Annotated in this window: 13 protein-coding genes; 6 read left to right on the plus strand and 7 right to left on the minus strand. The window is 26.3% G+C overall.

Features of this window, described 5'->3' with window-relative positions:
* Positions 1–268: 268 nt before the first annotated feature.
* The 3 genes from A966_RS03500 (at position 269) to A966_RS03510 (ending at position 2543) form a co-directional block, all read left to right on the plus strand.
* On the plus strand, positions 269–1111 hold the full coding sequence (locus tag A966_RS03500; RefSeq protein ID WP_008722584.1) for a DUF4349 domain-containing protein: 843 nt from the start codon (positions 269–271) through the stop codon (positions 1109–1111).
* A 343-nt stretch (positions 1112–1454) separates the two neighbouring features.
* Positions 1455–1952: a Spy/CpxP family protein refolding chaperone gene (locus A966_RS03505; RefSeq protein WP_008722586.1), complete on the plus strand. Its 498-nt coding sequence runs from the start codon at positions 1455–1457 to the stop codon at positions 1950–1952.
* Between the two features lie 123 nt (positions 1953–2075).
* Positions 2076–2543 (plus strand): hypothetical protein, encoded by a 468-nt coding sequence (locus A966_RS03510; RefSeq protein ID WP_008722588.1) that lies wholly within the window; start codon positions 2076–2078, stop codon positions 2541–2543.
* Positions 2544–2569: 26 nt separating this feature from the next.
* Here A966_RS03510 and A966_RS03515 read toward each other — a convergent pair whose 3' ends face one another.
* From A966_RS03515 to A966_RS03540, 7 genes are all read right to left on the minus strand, one after another.
* Positions 2570–3157, minus strand: coding sequence for a hypothetical protein (locus A966_RS03515; protein ID WP_008722590.1), 588 nt, complete (start codon positions 3155–3157; stop codon positions 2570–2572).
* Positions 3158–3159: 2 nt separating this feature from the next.
* Positions 3160–3648 (minus strand): STM3941 family protein, encoded by a 489-nt coding sequence (locus tag A966_RS03520; protein ID WP_008722593.1) that lies wholly within the window; start codon positions 3646–3648, stop codon positions 3160–3162.
* A 105-nt stretch (positions 3649–3753) separates the two neighbouring features.
* On the minus strand, positions 3754–3924 hold the full coding sequence (locus A966_RS13525; protein WP_008722595.1) for an FmdB family zinc ribbon protein: 171 nt from the start codon (positions 3922–3924) through the stop codon (positions 3754–3756).
* A 63-nt stretch (positions 3925–3987) separates the two neighbouring features.
* Entirely contained in the window at positions 3988–5058 is a 1071-nt protein-coding gene (locus A966_RS03525) for a DUF3810 domain-containing protein (RefSeq protein WP_008722597.1), read from the minus strand.
* A 48-nt stretch (positions 5059–5106) separates the two neighbouring features.
* Positions 5107–5910, minus strand: coding sequence for a hypothetical protein (locus A966_RS03530; RefSeq protein ID WP_008722599.1), 804 nt, complete (start codon positions 5908–5910; stop codon positions 5107–5109).
* Between the two features lie 36 nt (positions 5911–5946).
* On the minus strand, positions 5947–8343 hold the full coding sequence (locus tag A966_RS03535; protein ID WP_008722601.1) for a sensor histidine kinase: 2397 nt from the start codon (positions 8341–8343) through the stop codon (positions 5947–5949).
* A 36-nt stretch (positions 8344–8379) separates the two neighbouring features.
* The gene (locus tag A966_RS03540) at positions 8380–9798 is read right to left on the minus strand and encodes an alpha-amylase family glycosyl hydrolase (protein WP_039955449.1); all 1419 of its coding nucleotides are present in this window, start codon (positions 9796–9798) and stop codon (positions 8380–8382) included.
* Between the two features lie 84 nt (positions 9799–9882).
* Here A966_RS03540 and A966_RS13395 point away from each other — a divergent pair, with 84 nt between their 5' ends.
* The 3 genes from A966_RS13395 (at position 9883) to thiD (ending at position 11685) form a co-directional block, all read left to right on the plus strand.
* Positions 9883–10056: a hypothetical protein gene (locus A966_RS13395; protein ID WP_176719997.1), complete on the plus strand. Its 174-nt coding sequence runs from the start codon at positions 9883–9885 to the stop codon at positions 10054–10056.
* An 83-nt stretch (positions 10057–10139) separates the two neighbouring features.
* Positions 10140–10847, plus strand: a complete 708-nt coding sequence (locus tag A966_RS03545; RefSeq protein ID WP_008722605.1) for a PleD family two-component system response regulator — start codon at positions 10140–10142, stop codon at positions 10845–10847.
* Positions 10848–10875: 28 nt separating this feature from the next.
* Entirely contained in the window at positions 10876–11685 is an 810-nt protein-coding gene (gene thiD / locus A966_RS03550; RefSeq protein ID WP_008722606.1) for a bifunctional hydroxymethylpyrimidine kinase/phosphomethylpyrimidine kinase, read from the plus strand.
* The last annotated feature ends 31 nt before the right edge of the window (positions 11686–11716 follow it).

Genomic DNA, 11716 nt, shown 5'->3' on the forward strand with positions numbered 1-11716 from the left:
AGAAATTAAATTAAAAAACTTAATAAAAGATTATTATAAATATCATTCTAAAGATTAAATAATTATATAAATTATATTATTCGAAAATTTTTTTAATATATTATAATCAAGTTTATTTAGATTGAATTTTAATAGAGTATATGCATAAAGATAATTTATAATATATATAAACAGTGATGATAAATAGAATATTTTTTATATAAAATACAGCTTGAAAAAATAATTCGTTATAATATCATCATTATATTAATTATTTTGGGGTACTTATATGAAAAAATTTATATTTGCAGTCATTATATTATTATCACTATTTTCATGCAGCAGCAAAGGCGGTTCTGAACAAAATGTTAATTTTTTATCAGCAACATCATCAATATCAGTACCTCAGGCTAGAATGGAAAAAAGTACGGTATCGGATTATACATCAGATTCTTCTGAGAAAATTGCAGAAAGAAAATTAATAGTTTCAGTTGATATAAGAGTAAATTCAAAAGATGTAGAAAAAAGCTATAAAGCCATAGAAGAAAAATTAAAAGAATATAATGGATATTTTGATAATGTTGAATCTTCTAAAAATAGATATTATCTTACTATAAGAATACCTAAAGAAAATCTTTATGCTTTTATAGATTTTATAGAAAAAAATGAAAAAGTTGAAAATAAAAATATAAATACTCAAGATGTTACAGAAACTTATTATGATACAGAAAATAGGATAAAAAATAGGGAAGTGCTTTTAGAAAAATTGAGAAACTATTTAAGAGAAGCTAAAAACATTGATGAAATACTAAAAGTAGAAGATAGAATCAATACTTTAACTTATGAAATAGAAACTATGAAAGGAAATTTAAAGAATCTGCAGTCATCTATTGATTATTCAAGAGTAACTTTAAATATATCAAATCCTGAAGCAATAAAAAGCAGCACAAATATATATAATAAATATTTGAATTTAATATCATTTTTGAAAGCATTTTTCTCAGGTATATTATTCTTTTTGATAGGTTTTACAGCTGCTGCTATTCCTATAGTGTTAATATTAGCATTATTCTACTATATATGTTTTGGAAAAATAGGATTAATAAAGAAATTATATAATAAAATCAAATAAATTATATATACATGCTATTGGTATATAAAAAAATTGTTTTTTTTAGTAAATTTATATTTTTTTGGGAACTTTTTAATTTTGTCATCGTCTAATAAAGCATAAGAAAACAAAACAATAAAAAATAAAAAACAGGAGAAAAGGTATTATCATTTTATTTAAGCATTAATAATGATTTTGCTTCGGTATCTTTATTTGGTCAATAATAAGAGAAAGGAGGTTTATGAAAATAGATAAGACTATTAAGGTACAGCGGCAGTTACAATGAATATTATTATTACATAGCTTATGATAATCAATAAAAAATAATTTAAGAAAATATATAAATTAAAAGGAGAAAACAATTATGAAAAACAAAATAAGTAAAAAAGCAGTAATATTAATCTCAATCGCAATTATGGTTTTAGGTTCAATGTCATTATTCGCTCAATACGGCAGAGGATATGGAAGAGGTGATGGAAGAGGATATGGCAGAGGTTATGGTGCAGGCTATGGAAGAGGATGCGTATATGGTCAAGGAGGTTATGGAAGAGGCGGATGCGGTTATGGTGCAGGTTACGGAAGAGGATACGGCAGAGGTTACGGATATTATGGTGCTGCACTTACTCAAGAGCAAATTGATCAAGTAAGAAGCATACAGGATAAATATTTTCCTCAAATGGACAGTTTAAGAGTGGAAATATATACTCAGACTCAAAATATAAATGCTGAAATGAGAAAAGAAACTCCAGATCAAAATGCTATCAATGCAGCAATAGATGCAAGAAGTAAAGCTTCAGCAGACTTACAAAAATTAAGAACTCAGTGCTTTTTAGAAATAGACAAAGTATACCAAAATAAATAATTTTTTTAATCGCTCAACTTTATACCCCGTGTAATATATTGTTATGCGGGGACTATTTTTTTTATATTGCTTTATTGCAGAATGGTTATATAATAGTAATATAAAACAATTAGGAGGGTATATATGAAAATATTTTTAATATTTTTGACTATTGCAAGTTTAGCCTTTTCTCAATATCATTATTCTCCGGCTAATAGAGTAGGGAATGTCAGACCTTTTGTACCATCTACAGCAAAAAATGCTATACCTCTATATCCATATAAGAATGATCTTTCTAAACCAAGATTTGCAAATCCCGGATACACTAAAAGCTATTACAGAAACGGAAGATTTCATTACTTTGGAAGCGGCTATATGAGTTATTGGGATAGACAGAAATTAAGAGATATAGACGGCAGATATTCTCCTAGATACAGAATGCTTGAAAATCAGATGAGAATAAATAATTCTACCATCAAATCTCAAATACATCAGAGAAACCCTAATAATAATGTTGTAAATAGTGCTGTAAATGATAATTTTAGAATAGAAATGGAAATGCAGATGATTAGAACTTTGAGAGAACTTGATATAAACAGGCATTTTAAATAAAATCAATTTACTAAAGAATAAATTTATTAATAGTAATCTCTGTAGTATTTTTTATAATCTTCTTCTTTGCTGGTATTTTTATTGTCATCAAAGTCATCGTAATTATCATAATTATCATAGAAGAAGTCAAACATACTATTAATAAATTTATTGCTTATATCTAAGTCGCCTAGATGTATATACAGAGGATTTTCTGATATTACCCTGCCTTTAAACTTTCTAAAATAATAGCTTTGGGGATCTTTCAAGTAAATAAAAAGATAGCTTCCTATAATATCCAAATCCTTTATTTCCTTCCAAAGAACATAAATATAACTTTTTACTAGTAAGTTATTATAATATATTCCTTTATCATCTAATATGAAACTAGCCTTTTTAAAAATAACGCTTCTTATCAATATTATAGATAGTATAATAACTCCAAACATAAAGAAAGATACTACAAATATAATGGCAGCTTTCATATCATCATCAGGATTTTTCGTAAATAGTACATCTATTAAAATTACAGCAATAATCAATCCTATCATCATTACAGCAAAGAATCTTATATTATTAATATAAACCTTAACAGAAAATTTACTGTTTGAAAATAATTTATTAATATCTTTCATAATCAAACAACCCCAGTGCTTTTTTCAAAATAATATGTTATCATAGCTAGAATAGTAACAGGATCTTTTAATCCCAACATATAAAAAACAATAGGTTCATTAGGATTTTTTCTATTTATAGATAAACTGATTTCTTCTTTTAAGTATAAATATATAAATGTTTTTGAAAAAGATATTTCTCTAATATCAGTCCATTTTACAAATATATTTTTATTTTTTAATAGCATATTATACATTATACCATTTTCATCTAAAACAATTATAGGCTTTCCTAATTTTAGTAACTTAACTATCAAAATCAAAAAGTGTATTAAAAAAAATGACAAACTAATAACAAATAATATTTTTTTATAAGAATTTGAATGCATAAAAGATAATATTGAAATTACAATAAAAACAGAAGAAAATAATAATAATAAAACTAATTTTCTTTTGCTGTTATATATTTCAATTTTGGGTAAATCATTATCTAATAATAATTCTTCATACATAAAAATTATAGCTCCGAATTTATATCTCAATACTAATTTTATATATTAAATAAAAAAATAATTCAATAGAGTAATAATTGATTTTTTGTTTGGGAAGTTTTAATTTTATTTTACAAGCTCATCAATATTTCTAGTTCTTGAACTTTTGCAGTACGGACATTTCTGAGGATTAAGTTTTATTATCAATAAATTTATTGTATATTTTTTTCTTCTTACAGTAAATCTTCTCTTACATTTTTTGCATTGATAAAAATAAGGCGGTTCATCTAAACGCATGTAAATATATCCTATTATCGTTATATTGTATTTAATTTTATTATCGTAAAACTTTAAATTTTATTAAGGGTTAATATTATGATATAACACTAAAAGTTTAACAACTCTTGAATAACTTTTTATTCCGTCATCTTGGCTGTTTGCTTTAAGATATGTATCATTTACCTTTTGGCTTACTTTAGAAAGATTTCCCATATACTGCTGCCAAAACTCATAATATTTTTTTATTTCTTCTTTAGTGCCGCTATTTAAATTTGACATCAAATGTGCATAGTTTTCATCTCTTTTTAATTCTCCAAGTACATAAAGAAGTGCCTCAAAATTAGCAGAATACCTGACAAAAGGATCTGTATGTTTTGAACAGGCTATATATGATATAAAATTAGCCTCATCCTCATAAGCTATACCTATTTGATGGGCCATCTCATGTGCTATTGTAAAAGGTATTGATATGCTTGGAATGAGTATATTTACATTTGCTTCAGATGTAAAAGGAGAATATATTCCTGTTATTTGAAGATGCAAAAATAACTTTGATATCATTATAGGCTTTGTTTTTGAATAATGCATATTTAAAAACTCAAATTCTTCAAAAACTTTATTATATTCTGATTCTATCATTCTATTTAAAGCCTGATAATTAGTATTAATTTCTTTATATTTCATTTCATTTTTAAGCTCATTTATATTTCTTACAAGTGTATCAGCTAGTAAATATATATCATCATTATTGATTTCTTTCGGCGGATAATTATCTATTAAAGGAACTCTGTGATAATTTAAGCCCCATACTAAAAGAAATACTATATATATAACAATCATAAAACAGGCTAGTATATATAAATAATTTAATACCGTTTTTGATTTATCTGCTAATGATTTGATATTCCCATTGAAAAATGATTTTTTGAAAGCTATTATAATAAAAATAATAACTGCTATTATAATTAAAAAAAGCAGAAGCTCTCCTAATGAAAAAGTAAAATTTGAAGATATACGATTTAAAGTTCCGGCTATTTTTTTGTATATTAATCTTGAATAATAATTTTCTACAAAGTTCTTAGAAAATGTTACTATTTTTAATATAATAACAATAAATATAAGTGATAGTATCAAAGTAATTTTTATTTTCATAGGTATTATTATTATACTAAAAAGCAAAAAATTGTAAAGATATGTATATTATTTCATTTTTTTAATATCAGCATCCATTTTCTTTTTCCAAAGATCATACATTTTCTTTTTCTCTTCGGATTCTTCATTTTCATTTAAATATACATGTATTCTTCTTAGGGAGGCTATGATATTTAAAGCCATTTTCATATCATCTAATCTTTTATCCTGAAGTTCATATTTAGTTCTGTATTGTTCAGCTGCGGAAGCCAATAATTTTTTTACTAGCTCCATCATTTTTACTCTGAATTTATATCCTTCCAATTCAGGACTTAACTCTTTAATATAGTTTTTAAAATCTATCATATTTTTGCATATAGTAGCAAATCTAGCTTCAATTTCTATAAAATTCTGAAGCCATTTAGAGTTTTCTCCATAGCAGTATTTGAAATAGTCTATAATATATCCGAATGAGCAGACAAATTTGTATCTCCATTCATCAGATAATTTATCTTTAAAATATTCATGTATTTCTTCGTTTAAAGAAAGAGAATCATCAGTATGATTTCCGAATACTTCTTCTAAAAGCATAATAGCTTTGTTTATATATCTTCTTCCATCATTGAGCTGATTATCAGAACGAACATCTATAAATTCTATAGCTATGTAGCAAATAGTTGCAATATAGGAAGATGCCTGAATATATAATACGGCCGCCTCTATTTTTTTAGAAGCTATTTCAAAATTATCTTCTATAGTAAGTAAATCTTTTTCTGCTTTTGTTAATTTTGCTTCTATTCCTGCAAGCAAATTTTTATATTTATTTTGCATTCTGGAACAATCAGCTTTTGCAGCTTCGCTTATTTTAGCCATATTTTATCCCCCACAATTATTATCGGAAAATGATTATTAATTATTTAAACTAACAGGTATAGAAACAAAAAAAGTTGTTATTTTAAATTTTTCATTAACACTTTTTATCACCATACTTCCGCCATGAGCTTCTACTATTCTTTTGGAAATGGCAAGTCCTATACCGACTCCATGACTTTTTGTTGTAAAGAATGGAGTAAATACTTTTTCAGCTAATTCCGGTTCTATATATGAATTAGTATTTTCAACTATTATATCTATCATAGATTCTCTGTAAGCATTATCATCAAATATTACACTGATAATCGAATCTTCATCGCCGTTATTTATGGCATCTATAGCATTAATTATCAGGTTAGATATAACTTCATTCATTCTGTCATAATCCCATTTTACAACATCTTCTTTTGTGATTTTGACAGCATAGAATTTAATATTTTTTCCGCTTTTTTTAATATATTCTTTTGCTAAAATAGTAAGGTACTTAATCATATCTTCTATTTTTATATTCTCAACTTCCAGATTAATACTTTTAGCAAATGATAAATTCCTTCTCAAATAATTTTCTAAATTTTCTACCTCATTAGCTATTATCTGAGCATAGTTTTTAATATTTTCTTCTTTACTAACCTTCACAAGCCTATTAGCAAATCCAGCAATAGGTACTATGAAATTCCTAAGATTATGAGCCATAGAAGAACTCATCTCTCCTATTATAGCCAAACTCTTTAAATCTAATAATGTTTTTTCAGCAGCTTTTAAAGCATTGTTATTTTTTTCTATTTCATTATAAAGATATGAATACTCTAAAGCTACCGCTGCCTGCCTTCCAAACATTTTTAAATAATCTAAATCATCTTCCGGTATCGGCTTTCCATTATAAGAATTATCAACTACTACCATACCTATACAGTTTGTGGCATTCATTATAGGTATTATGGCGAAAGGACAGTATCCGAATATATCTGTGTATTTTTTTATTTGTTCTACTTCCTGATTATCTGTATTTGTTATATTGATGCTGTTTTTATTGTTGAATACATCAAAGAATAATTTGCAGTTTTCATTATTTGGTATAACAGTATTTAAGAATTTCTGATTTAAATCCCAAGAATCTTCCATGCTTCTTCTATCAAAAGAAAGCATTAATTTTTCTCTAAGGGCATATTTATCCAGCTTTTGCATATTACTCCATATCATACCGGCTTCTTGAGCATTTGTAGGAGCAACACACATTCTTCCTCTAAATACATTAAATTCTTTATCATAAAGAAAAGCAAATGCTCTGTTAAAAGCAAATACATCTCCTATTGTTGCTATTGTCAGAAGTAAAAATAATATATCTTCTGTTTTTGAACGCTCTAAGAGAATATTGCTTATATCATATAATGTATTCAAACGAGACATGTGTTTCATGTTTTTTTCATTTGCTTTGCTTAATTCTACAATGTTATAATGTTCAGAAATTCTGCTTGCTATATTGGCTAAAAGCGGATTAAATAAATTAAGATCATTTATATCAAAATCTCCAAGCGGATTAACTGCATCCGGTATTTTATCTATAACAACTACATAACCTATGCAGTTATTTTTTACAGATATTCTATTGAATAGTACGGATCTATTTATGAGTCCTCTAAACTTTTCATAATATTTATTGTTTGCAGCATTATTTATATAGAATATCCCTTTATCCCAAAATTCTACTACATAAACATTGTCATCAAACATTGAATAATCAAAATTATCAGGAAAGCCATAACTAGATCTTGTGTATAATTCATCATTTTCATTTCTAAGTCTTATAAATGCTCTATTAGCCGTAAAAATATTTGCAATATCATTTGCTAATTGATTTAAATTATTTTCAAAATCATCAACTTCGCTTAATTTCAAATATAATTCTCTAAGCAGTTTTAATTGCTTATCTCTTTCTTTATATGTTACGCTTTGAAGTACATTATTAGCATATACAGCAAAGTGTCCTATAACATTTTTTATTTCGTTAACTATAGAGTTATAGAATTCTATTTTTTTTTCTTTATTTCTAAAAACTACAACTCCTATAGGATGTGCATAGAAAAATATAGGAAGTACAAACATAGATGAATAATTTGAAAATACTTCCATATTTGTATGATTAATATTTTCTCCTATAAAAACTTTCTGATCATATAATACATCTTTACAATGATTGTCCGATATTGGAAAATCAACTTTACAGACATAGTATCTGTCTATTCCATATACGCCTCTAAGTATAAGATAATCGCCTTTAGGAAAATACACTTCTCCGCAATCAAAATTATAGTACTGGCAAGTTTTTTCTAAGAATAAATCAACAACTCTGTCTATTTCATTAGTATTCTCAGCAAAAAGCAGTCCCATAGATAAATCAGAAAAAAAAGTGTCTATAGATTTTCTCTCTTCCATAAAATCAACTTCCTATTTTTTATCAAATACTTTTACCTATAAAGTAAATATTTTTAATTCATACGGCAATATATCTATAGTTTCTGTAATGTTTTCTATTTTGTTTTCAAATGATATATCTTCTTTTATGCCGTATTCTTTCGTATCTAATTTTCTAGTTTTAGAAGTTATATTAACTATAATTAAGAGTTTATCGCTTTCATCTAAATTAAATTTATAAAACTTTCTAAAAGGATCTTTTTCTTTTTTTTCTTTATAATTTTTTTCTTGTTCATAATATCCATAATGAGTATCGGTTTCTTTTTTCAATTTGTCTAGTTTCTTTTTTTCTTCTATGTCAATGGAAACTATTTTACCGCAGTCTGCAAGTATAGTGTTATTTTTTATATAATTAGTAATATCTTTTATATATTCGCTTAAATCATAGCTTATATTTTCATAATCTTTTTCATTACCGCCTACAACATTGCATCTTTTTAAGAATCCGTATTCATCACCCAAGGTTATCATCCACATATCGCATACTATTGCTGTAAATAAGAAAGTCTGTTTTACTCTCCATATATTTCCGTCATATTCTGAAATAAGCCTTTTTGTATCATGATTGCTAGGAAATGCTACTTGCATGCATTTTTCTCTTGCCATGTCATACTGTTCTATAAACCATTCGCCTTCATAATCCCACCATTTAGCACTGCTTGCCACATAATCAAAACCGGCATCAATTAAGTTCTCAGTATCCTCCATAGAGCAGCCTAAACTTTCAGCAAAGAATACAGATTCATTATTAATTTGTTTAGCATTATATATTAAATATTTCCATAATTTTTTAGGGACTTTATATGCCGCATCACATCTGAATCCGCTGAATCCTAAATTGAGATTATGTTTTATTAAATCATTCCAATAAAACCATATAGGATTTAATATTTCATTAATATTCTGATTATTTTTTTCTTCATTGCCGTTTTGATTATCTTTATTATCATTGTTATCAGTATTTTCTCCTTCGTCTTTTTCATTTGGATCTATTTTGTTATTGAACATAGCTAAATCGCCCCATTCAATCCATTTTCCATTATCCCAAGCTCCTGGAGACTGCAGAACTCCGTCTTTGGTTTTATACCATTCAAAATGTTCATTAACAAGATTGCAATCTTTTGATGAATGATTAATAACCAAATCTATCATTACTTTTATTTTTTGATTATTACAATATGCAATGAAATCTTTTAACTCTTTTTCTGCTATTTCTTGTTCAGAACTAGTGAAAAAAGCAGGGTTATATTTATAATAATATTTTGTAGCGTATAAACTTCCGCTAAATCCGGGATATGTTATAGGATTAATGTATACCCATTCAAATCCCATATTCTTAATCCTATCAATATGGCTGTACCAATTTTTTATATGCCCTAAAAGAGGCGGAAATAAATTATATCCAGATGTTTTCATGTCTTTATTATATATAATTAAAGAAAAAAAACAACTTTTTATATATTTTTGTTAATAAAAAACTTTATAGTAGTTTTTTATTAAATGTATAATATACCGCATTATATGTTAATAAGTTATTATAGAAATTATATAGATTATAGAAATTATATAGATTATAGAAATTATATAGATTATAGAAATTATATAGATTATAGAAATTATATAGATTATAGAAATTATATAGATTATAGAAATTATTTGCTTTATCATTTGTGATGAAGTTTATATATATTATTGATTTTAATTTTTTCTATTATATAATGTAATAACAATATAATTAATTTTTCAGGTATAAAATTATGAGAGTATTAATTTATGATTCATCTTTACAGATAAGAGATAGTCTTATCAGTATTCTTATTACAGCAGGATATGAAGTTGTTGCTGTTAAGGATAAAAATAATATTTTGAGTATGTTTGGTAAACTTCCTTTTTCTATTGCTATTATAGAAATTGGGGAAAATGATACTGAAATGGAGAGTATACTTGAAAAAATATATTTAGACGACAGATATCATGGAGTGCATGTTATAGTTCATGTTGCAGATCCCAGCAGAGAATTTTTTACTAAGATGATGAGAATAGGTGTTTCAGGTTTTTTATTAAAGCCTTTTAATGAAAAAGATTTTTTAAATAGATTTAATGTTTTGATAGAAAAAGCTGGAGTTAAGCCTAAAAAACTAAAACATATAGTAATAAACAATTTAGATAATTTTAAATTGGTATTTAGACATGACGGGGTAAGACAGATTCTTCATGGTATGATAATAGAAATGTCTCCGGTAGGATTAAAATTTATTATGCCGCCTGAAGAAGCTAGTATAGAGGTGGGGCATATTATAAAGAATGCTTCTATGTCTATTAGTTCTTATAAAATAAGTTTTTCTATTAATATACTAGAAAAAATAGGCAATGAATATATAGGCGAGTTTAGTGATTTATCAGCATTTAATGCTAAATTGATATGTAAATTTATATATGATAAATATATAGAAAAATTAAAATGATATTATTCATTATTACAGGAGTTTTACAATGTTAAAGGCTTTAACAATAGCAGGATTTGACGGTTCCGGAGGTGCAGGCATACAGGCAGATTTGAAAACTTTTTCTGCTTTGGGCTGTTATGGAATGTGCGTACTTACTGCATTACCTGTTCAAAATACGCAGGGTGTGAGAAACTGCTATGAAATAGAATTAAAGGCTATAAAAGAACAATTAGAATGCATATTTGATGATATTATACCTGATGCCATAAAGATAGGAATGCTTTTTAATAGTGATATAATAAAGCTGGTTGCTGATTTTTTAAAAAATAATGCTAAGAATATACCTATAGTAGTTGATCCTGTAATGGTTGCTAAAAGCGGGGACAGACTTCTTTTAGAGGAGGCAGTGGATAGTTTGAAAAAATATATACTTCCTATTTCTACTATTGTAACACCTAATATACCAGAGGCTGAAGATTTAACTTCAAAAAAAATAAAAACAGATGATGATATGATAGAAGCTGCTAATGATATACTTAATATGGGGGCAAAAAATGTTATGCTTAAAGGCGGACATTTGGAAGGGGAGCTTTCAAGAGATTTATTTATGAGTAAAGAAAGCAAAGAGTTTTTAGATGCTTTAAGAATAGATACAAAAAATACTCATGGTACAGGATGCACTCTTTCTGCAGCAATATGCAGTTATATGGCTCATGGAAAAACTCCTCTTGAGGCTTCAAAATTAGGAAAAGAGTATTTATTCAATGCATTAAAGGCTGGCAAAACTGACAGTGTAGGAAAAGGGCATGGCCCTGTTCATCATTTTTATGAGGCTTGGACGCATTTAAGTATATAATTTATTTTTAGTATTTATATATAGGAATGCA

The organism is Brachyspira hampsonii 30446 (genome assembly GCF_000316195.1).
GTDB classification, from domain to species: Bacteria; Spirochaetota; Brachyspiria; order Brachyspirales; family Brachyspiraceae; genus Brachyspira; species Brachyspira hampsonii_C.

Excerpts from the sequence above, each read along its gene's own strand:
- A966_RS03525 (WP_008722597.1), bottom strand. The coding sequence starts at position 5,058 with ATGAAAATAAAAATTACTTTGATACTATCACTTATATTTATTGTTATT.
- A966_RS03515 (WP_008722590.1), bottom strand. The coding sequence starts at position 3,157 with ATGAAAGATATTAATAAATTATTTTCAAACAGTAAATTTTCTGTTAAG.
- A966_RS03505 (WP_008722586.1), top strand. The coding sequence starts at position 1,455 with ATGAAAAACAAAATAAGTAAAAAAGCAGTAATATTAATCTCAATCGCA.
- A966_RS03545 (WP_008722605.1), top strand. The coding sequence starts at position 10,140 with ATGAGAGTATTAATTTATGATTCATCTTTACAGATAAGAGATAGTCTT.
- A966_RS13525 (WP_008722595.1), bottom strand. The coding sequence starts at position 3,924 with ATGCGTTTAGATGAACCGCCTTATTTTTATCAATGCAAAAAATGTAAG.
- A966_RS03500 (WP_008722584.1), top strand. The coding sequence starts at position 269 with ATGAAAAAATTTATATTTGCAGTCATTATATTATTATCACTATTTTCA.
- A966_RS13395 (WP_176719997.1), top strand. The coding sequence starts at position 9,883 with ATGTATAATATACCGCATTATATGTTAATAAGTTATTATAGAAATTAT.
- thiD (WP_008722606.1), top strand. The coding sequence starts at position 10,876 with ATGTTAAAGGCTTTAACAATAGCAGGATTTGACGGTTCCGGAGGTGCA.
- A966_RS03510 (WP_008722588.1), top strand. The coding sequence starts at position 2,076 with ATGAAAATATTTTTAATATTTTTGACTATTGCAAGTTTAGCCTTTTCT.
- A966_RS03535 (WP_008722601.1), bottom strand. The coding sequence starts at position 8,343 with ATGGAAGAGAGAAAATCTATAGACACTTTTTTTTCTGATTTATCTATG.
- A966_RS03520 (WP_008722593.1), bottom strand. The coding sequence starts at position 3,648 with ATGTATGAAGAATTATTATTAGATAATGATTTACCCAAAATTGAAATA.
- A966_RS03540 (WP_039955449.1), bottom strand. The coding sequence starts at position 9,798 with ATGAAAACATCTGGATATAATTTATTTCCGCCTCTTTTAGGGCATATA.
- A966_RS03530 (WP_008722599.1), bottom strand. The coding sequence starts at position 5,910 with ATGGCTAAAATAAGCGAAGCTGCAAAAGCTGATTGTTCCAGAATGCAA.